The following is a 17,680-nucleotide window of genomic DNA, read 5'->3' as shown; positions in this document are numbered from 1 at the left end:
CCACATCCACGAAAGTCTCCGCCATGGGCAATCGCCTCACCCAGATCGCCACCCGCACCGGGGACGACGGCACCACCGGCCTCGGTGACAACAGCCGCGTACCCAAGGACCATCGCCGCGTCCAGGCCATGGGCGACGTCGACGAGCTGAACTCGCACATCGGCCTGCTGCTGTGCGAGCCCATGACTGCGGCCGTGCGCGAGCTGCTGGTCGATGTGCAGCACCAGCTCTTCAACCTGGGCGGTGAGCTGTCGATGCCGGGGTTCACGTTGCTGAAGGCCGAAGCGCTGCTGCAGCTCGACGAGGCGCTGGCCACGCACAACGCGACCTTGCCGCGGCTGGCGGAATTCATCCTACCGGCCGGTACACGCGCGGCGTCACAGGCGCATGTCTGCCGCACCGTGGCGCGCCGGGCCGAGCGTGCCGTGGTTTCGCTCGGTGCCGACGAGGCGCTCAACGACGCGCCGCGCCAGTACCTCAACCGGCTGAGCGATCTGCTCTTCGTGCTGGCGCGCGTGCTCAACCGCGTGGACGGCGGCGATGATGTCTACTGGAAAAGCGAGCGTCTGACGCGCGCGGCGGCAGACGCGGCGCAGCATCCAGCCTCTGCCTCCGCAGCGACCGATGAATGAAGCAAGGAGCCCTCGAATGACCCGAACCCACTTCTCCGGCGGCTGCGCGGCTGCCGTCCTGTGCATGGCACTCGCCACGCCTTTCGGCGCCATGGCGCAGCGCACCGACAACCCGCCGCCGCGCAAGGGCCCGGTGATGAGCGGCGTGGAGCGCGGCAGCGACGCCGCCGCCCGCGGCGTGACCCGCGCCGACAACGCCACGCGCCGCGGCGTCGCGAATGTTTCCGAACGCGCGAGCCGCCCCGTTCGCAACGTCGGCGAGTCGATCGGCCGCAAGCTGCCCGGGGGCTCACGTCAGCCCGCACCGCCGCCGATCGGTCCACAGAGCACCACGCCTTCACCTGGCTGAAACGGGCTGAGCCAGCGCATGGGCGAATCGCCCACGGATACCTGCGCTTACGGCCTTCACCCGATGCGCACCTGCGCTGTGGCGGGCCGACACATACCGCCACCACACTGGAACCCCCATCCACGCAGAAGGAGTTTCAGATGAACAACAAATCCAGGGGCATGACCCTTGTCGCCGCCGCCCTCGCCCTGTGCATGGCCGGCAGCGCCTTCGCGCAGGATCGCCGGGGCGACGACCGTGGACACCGCGGCAACGACGACCGCTACGAACAACGAGATCGACGGGACGACCGACGCGATGATCGCCGCGACGCGCGCCGTGATCGCCAGGACTTCCGGGATGGCCGGCACTTCGACCGTCGGGGCTATCCGCAGCCACATGCCGAATGGAAGCGCGGCGGTCGCGTTCCGCAGGAGTACCGGGGCCGCAACTACGTGGTCGACGACTGGCGCGGTCACCGCCTGCAGCAGCCGCCGCGCGGCTACCAGTGGGTGGGCGTGGGCGGGGACTTCGTGCTGGCCGCCATCGCGACCGGTGTGATCATGCAGATCATCACGTCGCAGTAAGCACAGACCGAGAAAAAGGCGCTGTCCGCGAGGGCAGCGCCTTTTTTCGTCGTCGCTTCAGACAGCAGAGGGGGAGGTCAACTGAGCGCAGACGTTGCGTCCAGTGATCGTCAACCGCAGGCCGCCGCCGTGCCATTCCAGCCAGTTGAGGGCCACGAAGCCCTCGATGTCCTGGTCGTCGATCAGGTCCGCCTGGCGATGGTTCAGCCGCTCGACGGTGAGGGGCAGGGCCTGCCGCAATCGCTCGCGCGATGCAGCCGCGGCGGCTGCCTTCGCTTCGATGCGCGTCTGCTGGGTCGATGCCATGGCGGATCCGTTTCGCAAGCTGAGGATGTATTCCACTGTAACCTTTGATAGCTACAGCGGATCGGACTATTTGGCCCGCGGTCAGCCGAAGCGCAAGGAGCGCAGGCCGACCGTGCGATCGATCACGATCACGACCGCCAGCGTGAGCAGGATGCTGACCGTCGACACCGCCGCGGCCGTCGGGTCGAAATCCCAGCGCAGGTAGTCGAACAGCTGCAGCGGCAGCGTCGTCATGCCGATGCCCTTGAGCAGCAGCGACATGTTGAAGAGGTCGAAGGAAATCACGAAGGCGAACAGCGCGCCCGTGATGATCCCCGACTTGATCAGCGGCAGCGTCACGCGCAGGAACGCGCGAACCGGCGAGGCGCCCAGGCTGCGCGCGGCTTGCTCCAGCGATGCGTCCTGGTTGTAGAGCGTCGACGCGACGTTGGTGAACACATAGGGCAGCGTCACCAGCACATGGCCGACCACGAGGCCGAACATGGTCTTGGTGCCGATGCCGCTCGCGTAGAGAAAGAACAGCAGCGCGATGGCCGTGAGGATCTCCGGCAGCATCAATGGGAGCATCAGCATCATGCGGAGGCTCTCGCGAAAGCGCGTCGAATAGCGCACCACGTACAGCGCGCCGGCCACGCCGATCAGCGTGGAACACACGGTGGCGATGGCCGCGACCTTCAACGACGTGCCGATGGCGCGCATGAAGGCTTCGTTGACGAACAGCGCGCCGAACCAGCGCAGCGAGATGCCCTGCGGCGGAAAGGTCAGGAACTCCCCCGCGTTGAGCGACATCAGCACGATGATCACGATCGGCAGCAGCAGGAACACATAGACCGCGCCCACGTAGAGCAGGCCGAAGCCATCGGCCGCGCGCGTGGCCAGAGACGGTGCGCGTTTCATTGGATGCCCTTCGTGAAGAAGCCGCTCACGCGTGCATAGACCAGCACCGCCGCCATGCCGCTGAAGGCTAGCACCAGCGCCTGCGCTGCGCCCATGGGCCACTGGAAGTTGTCGATCAGGTTCTGCACCACCAGCACCGACATCGTCTTGACCTGCGCGCCGCCCAGCATCACCGGCGTGACGTAGGCACTCAGCGTGAGCACGAAGACGAGGATGGTGCCGGCCTGGATGCCCGGCCACGAGAGCGGCAGGATGACCCGCCAGAACACCTTGAGCCGAGAGGCGCCGAGCGAGCGTGCGGCCCGCTCCAGCGTCGGGTCGATGGCCTGGATCACCCCCACCAGCGGCAGGATCATGAAGGGCAGGAACACGTGCACCAGCGCGATGGTCACGCCCAGGCGGTTGTTCATCAGCTGAAGACCGGTCTCGATCAATCCCATGTCGATCAGCGCGCGGTTGATCACGCCGTTGCCCGACAACAGGATCAGCCAGCCGAAGCTGCGCACCACCACGCCGACGAGCAGCGGCGACAGCACCAGCACATAGAGCAGGCTGCCCCAGCGCGATGACGTGCGTGCAAGGTGGAAGGCCACGGGGTAGCCCAGCAGCAGGCAGATCGGCACGGTCGTGAGGCCCAGCAGCAGTGTGTCGGCCAGCACGCCCAGCACGTAGCCGTCGCCCAATTGCGCGGCGTAGTTCGACAGCGTGAAGCCCTGGCCGTATGGCGCGCCGACGGCGGGCGGCCGCAGGCTCATGCTGATGATGTTCAGGTAGGGCAGCACCAGGAAGACGCCGATCAGCACCAGCGCCGGCACGATCAGCCAGAAGGCGCGACGGCCCAGCGGTTGGCGACGTCGCGTCACGATCGCGGTGGGCGCTGCGCCCGTCATCGTCGCGCTCATGCGGCCGCGACGATCCAGGCGTGGCCCGGATCGAAGGCGAAGGAGGCGTTCACACCGGCGTCCATGCGCTGGCTCGGTGCCGTTTGCACGAGCAGGCGCGGGCCGCGGCTGTCTCCGCACTGCACCGTGTGCTCGACCGTGCTTCCCAGGAAGTAGGTGGCTTGCACGTCGCCGGTGTAGGGCCCGTCGTTCTGGAAGCGGATCGCCTCGGGACGGATCGTCACGTGCACCGCCTGGCCGCTCGTGAGCGGCTGGTCGTAGCAGGCCGGGACGTCGCCGAGCGGCGTGCGGATGCGGTACGTGGGGTACGGGCCGGCCGCATCGGTCAGGCCCTCGACGCGGCCTTCGATCAGGTTCGAGCGGCCGATGAAGCGCGCCACCTCGATGCTGCGCGGGCGCAGGTAGATCGCCTCGGGCACGTCGAACTGCAGCAGCCGGCCGCCGAGCATCACGGCCACGCGGTCGGACATCACCATCGCCTCGGCCTGGTCGTGCGTGACGTAGAGCGTGGTGATGCCCACGCGCTTCTGCAGCTCGCGGATGAACACGCGCATGTCCTCGCGCAGTACCGCGTCGAGGTTGGCCAAGGGCTCGTCGAGCAGCAGCAGGCGCGGCTCGATGACGAGCGCCCGCGCCAGCGCCACGCGCTGCTGCTGGCCGCCCGAGAGCTGGCGCGGGTAGCGCTCGGCCATGGCGGTGAGCTGCACCATCGCCAGCACTTCGTTGATGCGGCGCTTCATGTCGGCCTTGCCCACGCCGCGCATCTCCAGCCCGAAGGCCAGGTTGCGCGCGACGGTCAGGTGCGGGAACAGCGCGTAGTTCTGGAACACCATGCCGATGTCGCGCTTTTCGGGCGGCAGGTCGGTGATGTCCTCGTCGTTCAGCCGCACGCGGCCCTGGTCGGGAAACTCGAAGCCCGCCACGCAGCGCAGCGTGGTGGTCTTGCCGCAACCGCTGGGCCCCAGCAGCGAGATGAACTCGCCCTCGACCGTGTTCAGGTCCAGGTGCGCGATGGCCGGCGCGGTGCTGCCGGCGAAGGTCTTGCGCAGGCCGTCGAGCGACACGCGCGTGGTGCGTCGCCCGAGGGCGGGCGACGCGTCGGTCGCCACGCTCACTTCATCTCCCGGTTCCAGCGGTCGGTGATCTGCGCGACCTGCGGGTTGACCTTGCTCCAGTCGAACTGGAAGATCTTCTTCATGCCTTCGCCGGACACCGGCACGTCCTTGGCGAGCGCCGTGTCGAGCTTCGACTTGGTGTTGGTCGGCGAGGTGAAGAACTCCTTGGCCATCATCTCCTGCACGTCGGCGCGCAGGATGAAGTCGAGGTACTTGTAGGCCTCTTCCTTGGCGGGTGCGTTCTTCAGCACGTTGAAGGACTGCTCGAAGGCCAGCACGCCTTCGGTGGGCACCACCATCTCGACCGGCACGCCCTTCTTCTGCAGCGCGACGATCTCGGGGAAGTCGATGACGGCCACCGTCACGTCGCCGCGCGTGAGCATGGTCGACAGCGTGCCGCTCCAGTCGGCCTGCGTGAAGGGCAGCAGCTTCTTGATCTCGACGAAGGCGCGGTCGATCGCGTCTTGCGAGCCGCCGTAGAGCTTGGCCGTCATCAGCAGGAACAGCATCGCGGCCGTGTTGCCGATCTGGTAGAGGCCGATCTTGCCCTTGAACTCGGGGTTGCTCCACAGGTCGCTCCACGACTTCGGCGGCGTCTTCACCAGGTCCTTGCGGTAGCCGATGCCGATGGTCGACACGATGGCGCGCACGCCGTTGTCGCCGGGGTTGCGCAGGAACGGGTACGCGCTGGCGAGGTTCGGCACCTTGGCCGCGGGGATGGCCTCGAAGTAGCCTTCGGCGCGCACCATGCTCGCGATGTTCTCGTTGAGCATGAGGATGCTGTAGGGCGGCTTCTCGATGCCGGCCGCGCGCAGGTTGGCGACGAAGTTCTTGCCCAGGCCCACGTCGAGCGTGGTCTCGACGCCGGCCGTCTTCTGGAACATCGGCATCAGGTCGGAGCGCCAGAACTTCTCCCAGCGACCGCCATAGGTGTTCACGACCAGGTTCTGTGCAGCGGCGGAAATGCCGGGGATGGCCAGCGCCGACATGCCCGCGGCAGCGGCCATGGCCTGCAGGTAGTCGCGGCGGGAGAAGTTTTTCATGGGTGTCCTTGAAGAAGAAAAGAGGAAGAGAAGTGAAGAAGGGCGTCAGGCCGAGGCCTTCGACGTGTCTCGCCGGTAGTCGTAGTTCTTGTTGAGCCGCTCCATCAGGTATTCGCCGTAGGGCACCGGCGGGTAGAGGGGCGGGTGCTCGGCGTCGGTACAGGTTGGCAGGCACTCGATGAGCGCATCCATCGACGGGTCGAGGAAGTAGGGCAGCGAATAGCGGTCGCCGCCCGAGCGGTTGATCACGCGGTGCGGCGTCGACACGAAGCGGCCGTTGGTCCAGCGCGCCAGCATGTCGCCGACGTTCAGCACGTAGGTGTTGGCGATTGGCGGTGCTTCGATCCAGTCGCCGCCGCGCGGGCGCACCTGCAGGCCGCCCGAGTTGTCCTGGGCGAGCAGCGTGATGATCCCGTAGTCGGTGTGCGGCGCCGAGCCCATCTGGTCGTCGTCCTGCGGCGGCTGCGGCGGGTAATGCAGCGCGCGCAGGAAGGTGGTCGGGTGCTCGAAGTGGTGGTCGAGCGATGTGGCCGGCAGGCCGAGGCTGATCGCGATCAGGCGCACGATGTAGCGGCCCAGCACGTCGACCTCGCGCACGTACTGTTTCATGGCGGGCTCGAAGTCGGGCAGCCACGTCGGCCACTGGTTCGGGCCCTGCATCGGCAGCCCGGCGAGCAGGCCGGGGTCGTCCGGCGGCAGCTCGTGCATCAGCATCAGCGACTCGCTCATGTTGGGCTTGGTCACCTTGGCCACGGAGGAGGTGACGATGGTCGAGGTCGCCATGCCCATGTAGCCGCGGTGCGCCGAATTGATGGCGAGCGACTGTTTGCGTTCGAGCGGCGATTCGTGGAACTGCTTCGACGCCGCGAAGGCCGCGGCGCGCGTGGCGGGCGACACCGTGTGGCCGCCGATGTAGGCGAAGCCGAGGGTGCTCAGTGCGTCGTGCAGTGCGGCGGCGCTGGCCTGCGCCGCGGCACTGTGCGGGTCGACGTTGCCGCCGAGATCGATGAGGGGAATGGACGTCAGCATCGGGTACTTCGTTCGTGGAGCTCGACGGCACGCAACGTCCATGCCAGTTGGACCAAATGGACAAATGCGTTACCGTCGCCCCGCCGCACCAGGCGGGTACGGCTCGTGCAAGCGGATGTGCACGTGGAAGCGCAATGCACAAGAAAGCACCAGGACATGGCAAAGATGACAGGGAGCACCGCGGGGAAGCCCACCACCAAGCCACCGCCCAAGAAAGTCGCCAAATCAGTCGCCAAGCCGTCGCAGCGGGTGCTGGCCAAGCGGGCACCGGCCCCGCGCGGGCCGGCCGCGATCAACCGGCGCCTGCGTCAGATCGAGGACAAGCGCAGCGTCATCCTGGCTGCGGCGCTCGGTCTGTTCTCGCGCTACGGGCTGCACGGCACCAGCATCGACCAGGTGGCCGCGCGCGCCGATGTCTCCAAGAGCAACCTGCTCTACTACTTTGCCAACAAGGAAGAGCTGTATGTCTGCGTGCTGCGCGACCTGCTCACCGTGTGGCTCGAGCCGCTGCGCGGCTTCAGCGTGGAACAGGACCCGCGCAAGGCCATCGCCGACTACATCCGCCGCAAGCTGGTGATCTCGCGCGATCGGCCTGATGCATCGAGGCTGTTCTGCCTCGAGATGATCCAGGGCGCACCATTGCTGCGCGACGAACTCGGCCGCGAACTGCGCGACCTGGTCGAACGCAAGTCGGAGGTCATCCGCGCGTGGGTGGCGGCCGGCAAGCTCGGCCCCGTCGACCCGCACCACCTGATCTTCGCGCTGTGGGCCACCACCCAGCACTACGCCGACTTCGGCGTGCAGGTGCAGGCCATCACTGGCCGCACGCTCGACGATCCGGCCTTCTTCGAGCAGACGGTGGAGAACGTGCAGCGCATCGTGCTGCAGGGCATCGCTGCGGACTGACCCCTAATCCGCCGTCGTCACGAGGCCGTGGTAGCGCCGGTCGAAGTAGACCAACCCGTGGGCCGTGTCGCCGAGGGTGATCGCAGCCACCTCGCAGAACAACACGTCGTGCGTGCCCACGGCGGTGCTTCGCACCACGCGGCAATCGAATGACACCGCGGCGCCATCGAGCATCGGCGAGCCGGTGACGCCTTCGTGCCAGCGGCCGGCCGCGAAGCGTTCGTCCATCGGCGTCTTGCCGCCGAACACGCCGGAGAGTTCCTGGTGGCCCGGCGCCAGCACGTTCACGCACAGCACGCCGTTGACCTCGAAGGCCGGGTACACCGAGGCCGTGCGGTTCAGGCAGATGAGCAGCGTGGGGGGCTCGTCGGTCACGCTGCACACGGCCGAGGCCGTGAAGCCCGCGCGCCCGGCCGGGCCGTCGGTGGTGATGATGTTGACGGCCGCGCCCAGGCGCGACATGGCGTTGCGGTAGTCGGCCTTGTGCATGGGGCTGTTCTGGTTCAGGCGAGCGTGCAGGCGTCGGCGAAGTCCAGCCGCGGCAGGCGGCCGAACACCTTCGACGCGTCGCCGTGGCCGAGGTTGACGAGGAAGTTGACGGTCCACGTGGTGCCGCCGAAGAAGGCGTCGTTGACCTTGGCCTTGTCGAAGCCCGACATCGGGCCGGCGTCCAGCCCCAGCGAGCGGGCGGCGAGCATCAGGTAGGCGGCCTGCAGCGTGCCGTTGCGGAAGGCGGTTTCGTGCGCCAGCTCGGGGGTGCTGGCCACCCACGGGCGTGCGTCGGCATGCGGGAAGAGCGTCGGCAGCTTGTCGTAGAAGGCCGTGTCCCAGGCCACGATCACCGTGACCGGCGCCGTCATCGTCTTGTCGACGTTGCTGGGCGACAGGGCCGGCTTCAGGCGTTCCTTGCCTTCGGGCGTGCGCACGAAGACGAAGCGGGCCGGCGAGCAGTTGACCGAGGTCGGGCCCATGCGGGCGAGGTCGTAGACCTGCTGGAGCAGGTCGTCGCTCACCGGCTGCGGCAGCCAGCCGTTCTGGCTGCGGGCTTCGGTGAACAGGGTCGCGAGGGCGGCGGTGTCGAGTGCTTGGGTCATGGAGCGATCAGTGAGCGCCGGTCTTGGCGAGGAAGGCGAGCAGGGTGGCGTTGAAGGTGTCCGCGTCCGTCACGCTGTGGGCGTGTCCGCCATGCGGTACGCGGTCGAGTATCGCGTGGGGCAGGGCGTCGGCCAGGCGCTGCGACATCGTCCAGGGCACGAGCACGTCGTCCATCGCTGCGGCGACCAGCGTCGGCACGGCGATGCTGGCCAGGCGTGCATCGACATCGAAGGCGCGCAGCGCGCCGATGCGCGCGCGCATGTTGGCTTCGCCGGGAAAGTGCGCGAAGGCGTGGTCGACTTCGGCCTGCACCGCGTCGGCATGTGCGGCACACCAGTCGGCCGGGTACAGGAAGATCGGCTGCGCCTCGACATAGGCCCGCGGGCCGACCGCGCTCAGCAACGCGAGCCTCGCGTCGAAGCAGCGTGCCGAGTGCGGGTTGGGCCGGGACCACGCATTGACCAGCACCAGCCCGGCCACGCGCGCGGGTGCATCGATCGCGAGCTGCAGGCCGACCAGGCCGCCCAGCGCATGGCCGATGACGATGCATTGCGTGGTGTCGGTCGCGTCGAGCACCTCGACCACATCGCGCGCCATGTCGGCGATCGCGTAGTCGGCCTTGAGCGCGTCGGGGCTGCGGCCGGTGCCGCGCTGGTCGTAGGCGACCACGCGCCAGCCGGCGGCCACCAGTGCCGGGATCTGCGGCTTCCAGAAATTCGCCGAGCCGCCGAGGCCGGACGACAGCAGCAGGCTGGGCGCGCCGGGCGTCGCCTGACCGTGGACCTCGTGGTAGAGCGGCATCAGGGCTTGCCGATGTGCGCGATGGAGGCGATCTCGACCAGCGCGTCGGGCTTCACCAGGCCGCACTGAATGCAGTAGCGCGCCGGCTTCACGCCCGGGAAGTACTCGGCATAGACCGCATTGACCTTCGCGTAGTCGGCCCAGTCCTTGATCATGATCATGTTGAAGGTCACGTCGTCCATCGTGCCGCCGGCGGTGGTGATGACGCTCTGGATGGTCTCCAGCACATGACGTGTCTGCAGCGTCGCGTCGCCGACGTGGACCACGTTGTTGTCCTTGTCGAAGGGCAGCGTGCCCGACACGTAGACGATGCCGTCGGCCATCGTGCCGGGGACGAAGGGCGCGATAGGGGTGGTGGTGCCGGGCGGGATGATGGCTTGCTTGGGCATGGAAACTCCTGGGGCTAAAGAAACGTGTCAGGTCAGTGCGGTGACGAAATCGTCCACGGTCGAGACCCAGCCGAAGAAGGTCTCGACGTTGTAGACGGTGGCCTGCTGGATCGCGGCGCCGCCGAGTTCGTGCGTCGCGTCTTCCAGCATCACGGCGAAGTACTCGAGGTGGAAGGCGTCGCGCAGCGTCGACTCCACGCACACGTTGGTCGCGATGCCGGTGAACACCAGGTTGCGGATGCCGCGGGCGCGCAACGTGCTGTCGAGCGTGCTGTTGAAGAAGCCGCTGTAGCGCGTCTTGGGGATCACGATGTCGCCGGCTTGCGGCTTCATCGCGTCGATGAGTTCGTAGTCCCAGCCGCCCTTGGCGAGGAACTGGCCGGCCAGCTCGGGCTTGTTGCGCATGGTCTTGAGCGCGTTCGACTTGTACCAGTTGGGCGAGCCCGGGCCGCCCGCATCGACGTACTGCGCGTCCCAGCCGTTCTGCAGAAAGATGACCAGCATGCCCGCGGTGCGTGCGGCCTCGATGGTGCGCACGATGTTGGCGATGGTGCCCTGCGCACCCGAGATGTCGAAGCCCGCCGAGTCGACGTAGCCGCCCACGGAGGCATAGGCGTTCTGCATGTCGACCACGATCAGCGCGGAGTTGGCCGCGTGCAGCGCCACCGGCTCGGGTCGCGCAGGCAGCACCCGCGGTGCGGGCGCGCCGGGCGCGTTCGGCACGCCGACCGGCACGGTGGAGGTGAGGGTGGTGTTCTTGGGGGTGGTCACGACGTTCGGTCCTTTCGGCCCATCAGGCGGCGAGCGCTTGGGGTTCGACCTGCGACGGCACCGGCGTGTCGACATTCACGCGGCTCTTCATCAGCGGTTGGATGCGTTCACCGAAGGCCTCGATGCCCTTCACGAAGTCGTCGAAGGTCAGCAGCACGCCCTCGGTGCCGGGCACCTCGGCCACTTCGTCGAGCATGCGCGCCACGTTGGCATAGGAGCCGATCAGCGTGCCCATGTTGATGTTCACGGCGGAGGTCGGATCCGCCATCTGGCGCACGTTGGTGTCGGCGCCCGACTTGGTGTCGGCCGCCGCCTGGCCGCCCAGCCACGCGATCGCTTCCTGGTCGGCGCCGGCCTTGTAGTGTTCCCACTTGGCGCGGGCCGCCTCGTCGGTCTCGTCGGCGATCACCATCATCAGCAAGTAGGTCGTGACGTGGCGGCCGGTCGTCTTCGTCGCTTCGATCAGCTTCTCGGCGGACGGCGCGAAGGCCTTGGGCGTGTTCACGCCCTTGCCGAAGCAGAAGTTGTAGTCGGCGTACTTGGCGGAGAAGTCCATGCCGGCGCCGCTCGCACCGGCGCAGATCACCTTCATGTCGGCCTGTGGCTGCGGGCTCAGGCGGCAGTCTTCCATCTGGAAGTGCTCGCCCTTGAAGTCCGACTGACCCCGGCCCCACAGGTCGCGGAGCACCTGAACGTACTCCGACAGGTATTCGTAGCGGGTGCTGAAGAACTCGTCGCCCGGCCACATCCCCATCTGCGAGTACTCGGGCCGCTGCCAGCCGGTGACCAGGTTCACGCCGAAGCGCCCGTTGGAAATCGAGTCGATCGTCGCCGCCATGCGCGCCACGATGGCCGGTGGCATCACCAGCGAGGCCGCGGTGGCGAAGAGCTTGATCTTGGTCGTCACGGCGGCCAGGCCGGCCATGAGCGTGAACGACTCGAGGTTGTGGTCCCAGAACTCCGTCTTGCCGCCGAAGCCGCGCAGCTTGATCATGGACAGCACGAAGTCCAGCCCGTAGTGCTCCGCCTTGAGCGTGATCTCCTTGTTGAGCGCGAAGCTCGGCTTGTACTGCGGTGCGTTCTCCGACAACAGCCAGCCGTTGTTGCCGATGGGGATGAAGATGCCGATGTTCATGGCGAACCATTCCAGGAGTGGACGAGGGCCGAGGCCGAGCCTGCGGAGCGATGCAGATCGCTTTGCATGCTTCGTGCCATCCTGGAAATTCCTTGTGCATCAAGGACTTGAAGAGCATTGCGCGCCTGGTTTTGACCAGATGGTCCAAAGTGGATCATTCGGCCGGCCCGTGCGGGTGCGCGGTGCGCACCGGTGGTGCGTCGCACCGGTCCGCTTGGGCGTGAGCTTGCTAGCGGTTCAATGAACCCGCAGCACCTCAAAGTGCTGTCGGATTGATGCGACCTGTATCGACACCTCATCGCCCTCGCACTTGCCCAGCATGGCCCTGCCCAACGGAGCTTCGCTGCTGATGACCTGAACGAGCTGAGCGCCGCTGAGCAACTTCATGCTGCCCCCATCCGGGCCGAGAAAGAGCTGTTGCTGCTTGTCATCGGAATCGACGAGGCAGACCAGCGCCCCGAGCTGAATACCTGTGCTGGCGTCGTAGGCACGCGGGCGGAACTGGCGCCAATTGGCCATCGCTTGGCGGATGGCCTCGGCGCGCCGGGCTTGGCCCGTGGCCAGGTAGGCGGCTTCGAGCCCCAAGGTGTCGTATTTGTTTTCGGCGATGTTTTCTTCGTGGGTCGCCGTTTCATGGGCTGCACGCACTGCCTTTTCGGCTTGCAGCAGGTCTTCGGCGAGCCGTTCCAGCACCTGCTGTTGCAGCAAGAACTTATCCATGGCGAAAGGTTGGCATCTCGAACAAGCAGGAGACAGGTCTTGAGTATGAAGGCTCCACCACCTTCGCCCGCGTGGGCGCAGCGATCGACATGCGCGTCGAGGATGTCTACGTCCAGGGCCGGCGCACCTGGGTGCGGCTGCACGAGAAGGGCGGCAAGGTCCACGAGATGCCCTGCCACCACAATCTTGATGAGTATGTACGTGCGTATCTCAGCATCGATGGATTCGGCGACGACAAGAAGGCGTTTCTTTTCCGGACGGCCAAGGGGCGGGGAGGGCAGTTGTCAGCGCTGCCCATTCGCCAGGCGGACGTCTATCGCACCATGAGAGCGCTCGCACGACAGGGCTCTACGACTGGCGGCAGGACCAGGTGTCACTGAACGAGGTTGAGCGGATCTTGATCTGAACCGTGTCGGTGCTGCGATCCTCGGAACCTATTGACAAATATCAAGCTTCGAGTCAATCAGCGAATCACTACTTCTGGAATATTTACTCTTGGAAACGTGGGGACTAGACTGTTTTTTGATGCCGCCCACTTGCTAGGGCATTACCAAAAACCGGACCCCGCCCATGAATCACCTTCCTCCAGGATTCGTCGATGGGCGCCGCGTGCGCGTCGGCTCCCAGTTCGAGGCTGACGTGTGCATCGTCGGCGCCGGCCCGGTCGGTGTGTCTCTCGCGGAAGACCTGGTCGGACGCGGGCTGAGCGTATGTCTTGTTGAGAGCGGCGGCATCGAGAACGATGAGGCGGTGAACGCACTGAATCACGGCGAACTGGCCGGTGACGGCATGGTCGACCCGTATGTGATCCGCCGTCGACAGTTCGGTGGGCTGTCCAACGTCTGGGGAATCCTGTTCGATCGACCGCGCGCGGGTGTGCGCTATGTGCCTTTCGATGCCATCGATTTCGAAGCGCGCGAGGAGGTTCCGCACAGCGGATGGCCGATCACCTTCCCGGAAATGACACCCTGGTACGAGCGGGCGCATGCGTATTGCGAACTTGGGGCCTACGACTATGGAGACCCGGCGGCGACAGCCATCGCTAAGGCGGCATCGCCGGCCGGTGGCTTCACCTCGACCGACGGCGATCTGAAGACCAGTCTTTTTCAGTTCGGCCCGTCCAATCGCTACTTCGAGAAGTCGAAGGCTGCGCTGTCCAAATCAGGTCGTGCGCAGGTTTTGCTGCACACCAGCGCGTTGGAGCTGGAAGTGACCGAAGACGAGCGCCATGTGGTCGGGTTGACCGCCGGAAGCCTCGACGGGTCGCGACTGCGGGTCCGCGCACGGTGCTACGTGCTGTCGGGCGGCACCATCGAGAACGCCCGGCTGCTCCTGCTGTCGACGAGTCGGAACCCAGCCGGCGTGGGCAACCGGCACGACGTCGTCGGGCGCTATCTGATGGACCATCCGCAGGACAAATCGAGCTACCTCGTGCCCTCCAGCAAGGGCGTGTTCGATCGCCTCACCATGCACGACATGCGCGCCGTCGACGGTGTCGGCTACATGGCGAAGTTCGGGTTCACGGAAAAGGCCATCCAGCAGCACAACCTGCTCAACATGACCTTCCTGATGCTGCCGATCGAGTCGACACTGATGACGCCGGCGGTGAACAGCTTCCGATCGTTGGTCCGGGGCGAATCCCGCTTCCCGCCGCCGCCGACCCTGGGTGGCAAGGTGGTGGCCATGGCGACCGACCCGTACGCGATCGTCAAGCACCTGTACCGCCGCTACACGGCACACGACGCGATCTCGACGCTCGAGTGCGGCGGCTGGTCGCAGGTGCCCAACAAGGCACAGATGTTCGGCGACCGCATCGACGTGATCAACCAGATCGAGCAGTACTCGCACCGCGACAACCGGATCTCGCTGGGCGAGTCGGTCGACGGGTTCGGCCAGCGGCGCGTGCGCTACGAGTTCAGCTGGCGCGAAGACGACCAGGCGCGCTTCGTGCACAGCCGGCACCATTTCGCGAAGCTTGCCCGCGAGACCGGTTTGGGCACGTACAAGTTCGACCCGGCCGCCGTGCCCGAGATCATGTCATCCCACCATCCGATGGGCAGCACGCGGATGCACGAGGACCCGACGCAAGGCGTGGTCGACGCCAACTGCAAAGTGCACGGCGTGGACAATCTGTTCGTTGCAGGCGCGTCTGTGTTCCCCACAGGCGGCTATGCCAACCCCACGCTGAGCGCCGTCGCGCTCGGGCTGCGGCTGGCGGCCTTTCTCGCTGTGGTCCTGCCCCTTCTGGACCTGGCCGCCCCCTGACGCCGACGCCGCGGGTTCGTCATGAATTCCGAGGAACGCGGGGCCAATAGCGACTATCTCTGCCGGTCGCACCTGGCCGCCATCATGGCCTGCGCATGTTTTCCGACGATCGACTGTTCTTGAGCTCTCGGCACGCTTGTGCCGATATGTCCATCATGCGCAGGGTCTACAGGCCTCTGCGCCTGACGAATTCCGTCGAACTGCCAATTTGTTGGCAGTTTCATGATGATGACAAAAAGCCTGAAGACTGTTTTGTACACTTTTTACCTAAGCTTCGGCATGACATACGTGAACTGGGCGATGAGATTGTTGAAGTGCATTGAGGACAGGAAAGTCACCGATAACTTGGCCTTTGTGGCAACCGCTATGGTTGCCGCCTTCGTTGCCTTCATGGCTACCTCACCCTAAGGCGTTCAGGCGATCAGGGCATTTGGCTGATGACGTACATGCGACCGGCGCACGCGCCGAGGCGTCTACGTCCAAGGCCGGCGCACCTGGGTGCAGCTGCATGAGAGGGCCGGCAAGGTCCACGAGATGCCCTGCCACCACGACCTCAAACCTCGATGAGTACGTACATGCGTATCTCAGCCTCGATGGATTTTGGCGACGACAAGACGGCGGTTTTGTTCCGCGTTGCCAAGGGCAGGGGCAGTTGTTGGCGCTGTTGATGAGCCAGGCCAACGTCTATCGCATGGTCGGCCGGGGCTCACTCGTCAGCCCGGCCTTTCTTACCTCCGAGCACGCCACCGATTCAGCTTCCAGCTGAGCGGCGCTGCTCCTTTCCCACGCCTGGTCGTCATGGTCTCTTCAACCCAGTGCTTTTGAACCTGGTGCTCGAGGAGTTCGATGCACACTCTGCGACCGATTGGGGACGCATTGCCGCCGCATGGCTCTGGCCGCGTCGACGCGGCGCTGGCGAATGAAGATGGCGATCGACTGATCCAGGCCGGTTACTGCGAGCGGACAGGCGCCTCTCCGCGCGAGTGCGGAGGCGACAGCCGTTAGCCCTCTGAGATCAAGATCGGCGCGGTACTTCTGACGCCGGAGATCCGATGCCCTGGACACCCGATCGCTATCCCGCTTCGATGCGCGGATTACCACCAGAACCCCGGTTGAAGGCCATCAAGCTCGCGAACGCGCTGTTGGAACAGGGCTTCGACGACGGCAAGGTCATCCGGATCGGCATAGCGAGCGCAAGACAGTGGGTGTCGCACGCGACCGCCAGTGGTCCGGCCATGCGAAGGTCCTGATGCCATGCACGATCTCTGGCTCGGACTTCAGCTGCTCCTGCTGCTCGCGGTTGCCAACAATGCACCCATCGCTGCCAAACGGCCGCTGGGCGAGCGATGGTCCTGCCCGCTGGATGGGGGCTTCATGCTGCGTGACGGACGACCGGTGCTCGGGCCGTCCAAAACCGTGCGGGGCGTCGTCGCCGCCTGCATGCTGTACGCCTGGATTCTTGGTCTTGCTCCCGGCGTCGGCGCCACGATCGGCACGGTCGCCATGGCGGGCGATGCGCTCTCAAGTTTCGTAAAGCGACGCATGGCCATCGAGCCGAGCGGACGGGCTTTAGAGATCGATCAGATTCCGGAATAGCTGTTACCGCCACTGGCGTTCCCATGGTCACTGGGGCGTCGTTCCTGGAGATCGCTGGCATCACGGCAGCCTTTGGGCTGATCGAGGTGCCCCTGGCGCGGGTGGCGCATCGAATCGGATTTCGCGATCGCCCCTACTGACCATCGCCGCACACGGACAAGCGTTGTGGTCTTCGCCACGGCGAGCGAGCCGCGCATCACAGTTTGGGGGCCACACCGTCTGTGCCAGCGTGAGTACGCGGGACCAGCTGCAGTCCAAGCGCCTGCGCCAGCGCACGCGATCGATCAACGCGCGCGCGACCGCCCACCGTACTGCCCGCGGTCGACGCCGAAACGGCCAAAACAGCGCGGCGAGTGCCGTCAGCGCGAACCAATCGGGCAGGAAAGCCCGCGTGTTGCGCCGCCGCTTGAGCGCCTGATCGAGCGTCATAGACGCGGGAACGGCGAATACAGAGGCGTGCATTCACCACCCTCCTCGATACGGATGGGCCCCATCGGCTAGCGCTCAAAAATTGACGATCCGAGCCAGCACCTCGCCACGACCGAAAGAGTCGCCCCTTGCCACGCAGATTTCCTCGAGCACGCCGTCGTGAGGCGCCTCGATGTCCACGTTTTGCTCGAGCAGCAACGCCCGACCGATAACCTGCCCGGCACGGACCCTGTCGCCTTCGCATGACAGCCAACCTTCGATGAAGGCAGCACCGCCGGCCTCCACCGATTCCCAGCGTGCGGGATCCAGAATGACTTCGCTCATCGCACTATCTCCCGGAGTGAGAATCTACAGAGCATTGCCCATCGCCTGCGCCATACGCTTGATAAGGCTCAAATTCCCACGTGCTGACTTGCTTCGCTTCCACATCGCACGGTGGCTGCGCAGACGAAAAAAGTTGATCGGACGCAACGCCCTGCCAAATGTGCACCCTGGTCGCGTAGGCGCCGCTCTCATTGCTGGGAACCGTCACGACGCCACGGCACCATTCGTGCCGGAGCTGAAAGCGCAGCTGAGCGCTCCTGTTTCCCGACAGCTCAACGCCACGCTCGACAACGAATTGCGTCACGTCGGTCTCGCCACGTTGAATCGACGCACATCGGCCGCATGGCCCACCGTGCCATGAGGCCGCCTGCGCATGGGTACGCTCAATCGCGAGACCTCCCCGCAGGGCG

Annotated in this window: 23 protein-coding genes; 9 read left to right on the top strand and 14 right to left on the bottom strand. The window is 65.9% G+C overall.

The features are described from left to right. The first annotated feature begins 23 nt into the window (after positions 1 to 23). From ACSFA0_RS01210 to ACSFA0_RS01200, 3 genes are all read left to right on the top strand, one after another. Positions 24 to 632 (top strand): cob(I)yrinic acid a,c-diamide adenosyltransferase, encoded by a 609-nt coding sequence (locus ACSFA0_RS01210; protein WP_435448412.1) that lies wholly within the window; start codon positions 24 to 26, stop codon positions 630 to 632. Between the two features lie 16 nt (positions 633 to 648). Continuing rightward, positions 649 to 981: a hypothetical protein gene (locus ACSFA0_RS01205; RefSeq protein ID WP_435448411.1), complete on the top strand. Its 333-nt coding sequence runs from the start codon at positions 649 to 651 to the stop codon at positions 979 to 981. Positions 982 to 1,121: 140 nt separating this feature from the next. Further along, positions 1,122 to 1,547: an RcnB family protein gene (locus tag ACSFA0_RS01200; RefSeq protein WP_435448410.1), complete on the top strand. Its 426-nt coding sequence runs from the start codon at positions 1,122 to 1,124 to the stop codon at positions 1,545 to 1,547. A gap of 57 nt (positions 1,548 to 1,604) precedes the next feature. Here ACSFA0_RS01200 and ACSFA0_RS01195 read toward each other — a convergent pair whose 3' ends face one another. From ACSFA0_RS01195 to ACSFA0_RS01170, 6 genes are all read right to left on the bottom strand, one after another. Further along, a complete protein-coding gene (locus ACSFA0_RS01195; protein ID WP_435448409.1) occupies positions 1,605 to 1,853 on the bottom strand; it encodes a hypothetical protein in 249 nt (82 codons plus the stop codon). A gap of 81 nt (positions 1,854 to 1,934) precedes the next feature. Next, positions 1,935 to 2,750: an ABC transporter permease gene (locus ACSFA0_RS01190; RefSeq protein ID WP_435448408.1), complete on the bottom strand. Its 816-nt coding sequence runs from the start codon at positions 2,748 to 2,750 to the stop codon at positions 1,935 to 1,937. Continuing rightward, a complete protein-coding gene (locus tag ACSFA0_RS01185; RefSeq protein ID WP_435448407.1) occupies positions 2,747 to 3,652 on the bottom strand; it encodes an ABC transporter permease in 906 nt (301 codons plus the stop codon). Before ACSFA0_RS01185 ends, ACSFA0_RS01190 begins: the two co-directional genes overlap by 4 nt. After that, complete coding sequence (locus tag ACSFA0_RS01180; protein ID WP_435448406.1) at positions 3,649 to 4,767, bottom strand: ABC transporter ATP-binding protein; 1,119 nt, start codon at positions 4,765 to 4,767, stop codon at positions 3,649 to 3,651. The genes ACSFA0_RS01185 and ACSFA0_RS01180 overlap by 4 nt, the downstream gene beginning before the upstream one ends. Continuing rightward, positions 4,764 to 5,810, bottom strand: coding sequence for an ABC transporter substrate-binding protein (locus tag ACSFA0_RS01175; RefSeq protein ID WP_435448405.1), 1,047 nt, complete (start codon positions 5,808 to 5,810; stop codon positions 4,764 to 4,766). The genes ACSFA0_RS01180 and ACSFA0_RS01175 overlap by 4 nt, the downstream gene beginning before the upstream one ends. Positions 5,811 to 5,855: 45 nt before the next feature. Continuing rightward, entirely contained in the window at positions 5,856 to 6,839 is a 984-nt protein-coding gene (locus tag ACSFA0_RS01170; RefSeq protein ID WP_435448404.1) for an isopenicillin N synthase family dioxygenase, read from the bottom strand. Between the two features lie 156 nt (positions 6,840 to 6,995). On the opposite strand from ACSFA0_RS01170, the gene rutR reads away from it, so the two are divergent. Continuing rightward, the gene (rutR, locus tag ACSFA0_RS01165; protein ID WP_435448403.1) at positions 6,996 to 7,745 is read left to right on the top strand and encodes an HTH-type transcriptional regulator RutR; all 750 of its coding nucleotides are present in this window, start codon (positions 6,996 to 6,998) and stop codon (positions 7,743 to 7,745) included. Between the two features lie 3 nt (positions 7,746 to 7,748). On the opposite strand, the gene rutF is transcribed toward rutR, so the two are convergent. The 7 genes from rutF to ACSFA0_RS01130 form a co-directional block, all read right to left on the bottom strand. Further along, positions 7,749 to 8,234, bottom strand: a complete 486-nt coding sequence (gene rutF, locus ACSFA0_RS01160) for an NADH-dependent FMN reductase RutF (RefSeq protein WP_435448402.1) — start codon at positions 8,232 to 8,234, stop codon at positions 7,749 to 7,751. 14 nt (positions 8,235 to 8,248) lie between these two features. After that, entirely contained in the window at positions 8,249 to 8,839 is a 591-nt protein-coding gene (locus ACSFA0_RS01155) for a malonic semialdehyde reductase (protein WP_435448401.1), read from the bottom strand. 7 nt (positions 8,840 to 8,846) lie between these two features. Continuing rightward, positions 8,847 to 9,641: a pyrimidine utilization protein D gene (gene rutD, locus ACSFA0_RS01150; protein ID WP_435448400.1), complete on the bottom strand. Its 795-nt coding sequence runs from the start codon at positions 9,639 to 9,641 to the stop codon at positions 8,847 to 8,849. Further along, positions 9,641 to 10,030, bottom strand: a complete 390-nt coding sequence (rutC, locus tag ACSFA0_RS01145; protein WP_435448399.1) for a pyrimidine utilization protein C — start codon at positions 10,028 to 10,030, stop codon at positions 9,641 to 9,643. The genes rutD and rutC overlap by 1 nt, the downstream gene beginning before the upstream one ends. Before the next feature lie 27 nt (positions 10,031 to 10,057). After that, positions 10,058 to 10,801 carry a pyrimidine utilization protein B gene (gene rutB, locus ACSFA0_RS01140; protein WP_435448398.1) on the bottom strand — a complete coding sequence of 248 codons (744 nt, stop codon included), beginning with the start codon at positions 10,799 to 10,801 and terminating at the stop codon, positions 10,058 to 10,060. Between the two features lie 22 nt (positions 10,802 to 10,823). Further along, positions 10,824 to 11,936, bottom strand: coding sequence for a pyrimidine utilization protein A (gene rutA, locus ACSFA0_RS01135; RefSeq protein WP_435448397.1), 1,113 nt, complete (start codon positions 11,934 to 11,936; stop codon positions 10,824 to 10,826). Positions 11,937 to 12,173: 237 nt separating this feature from the next. Continuing rightward, positions 12,174 to 12,656, bottom strand: a complete 483-nt coding sequence (locus ACSFA0_RS01130) for a GreA/GreB family elongation factor (RefSeq protein ID WP_435448396.1) — start codon at positions 12,654 to 12,656, stop codon at positions 12,174 to 12,176. A gap of 71 nt (positions 12,657 to 12,727) precedes the next feature. Between ACSFA0_RS01130 and ACSFA0_RS01125 the strand changes: the two genes are divergently transcribed. From ACSFA0_RS01125 to ACSFA0_RS01110, 4 genes are all read left to right on the top strand, one after another. Then, positions 12,728 to 13,036, top strand: coding sequence for a site-specific integrase (locus ACSFA0_RS01125; protein WP_435448395.1), 309 nt, complete (start codon positions 12,728 to 12,730; stop codon positions 13,034 to 13,036). 190 nt (positions 13,037 to 13,226) lie between these two features. Next, positions 13,227 to 14,921, top strand: coding sequence for a GMC oxidoreductase (locus tag ACSFA0_RS01120; RefSeq protein WP_435448394.1), 1,695 nt, complete (start codon positions 13,227 to 13,229; stop codon positions 14,919 to 14,921). Between the two features lie 1,052 nt (positions 14,922 to 15,973). After that, a complete protein-coding gene (locus ACSFA0_RS01115; protein ID WP_435448393.1) occupies positions 15,974 to 16,171 on the top strand; it encodes a DUF2188 domain-containing protein in 198 nt (65 codons plus the stop codon). A 4-nt stretch (positions 16,172 to 16,175) separates the two neighbouring features. Then, positions 16,176 to 16,517: a cytidylyltransferase family protein gene (locus tag ACSFA0_RS01110; protein WP_435448392.1), complete on the top strand. Its 342-nt coding sequence runs from the start codon at positions 16,176 to 16,178 to the stop codon at positions 16,515 to 16,517. Positions 16,518 to 17,021: 504 nt separating this feature from the next. On the opposite strand, the gene ACSFA0_RS01105 is transcribed toward ACSFA0_RS01110, so the two are convergent. Next, the gene (locus ACSFA0_RS01105) at positions 17,022 to 17,270 is read right to left on the bottom strand and encodes a biotin/lipoyl-containing protein (RefSeq protein WP_435448391.1); all 249 of its coding nucleotides are present in this window, start codon (positions 17,268 to 17,270) and stop codon (positions 17,022 to 17,024) included. Between ACSFA0_RS01105 and ACSFA0_RS01100 the strand changes: the two genes are divergently transcribed. Continuing rightward, positions 17,257 to 17,631, top strand: coding sequence for a hypothetical protein (locus ACSFA0_RS01100; RefSeq protein WP_435448390.1), 375 nt, complete (start codon positions 17,257 to 17,259; stop codon positions 17,629 to 17,631). The two genes, ACSFA0_RS01105 and ACSFA0_RS01100, sit on opposite strands and share 14 nt — an antisense overlap. Positions 17,632 to 17,680 lie beyond the last annotated feature (49 nt).

The organism is Variovorax restrictus, from assembly GCF_051216715.1.
GTDB lineage: Bacteria > Pseudomonadota > Gammaproteobacteria > Burkholderiales > Burkholderiaceae_C > Variovorax.
This window is presented reverse-complemented; position numbering and strand designations above follow the sequence as displayed.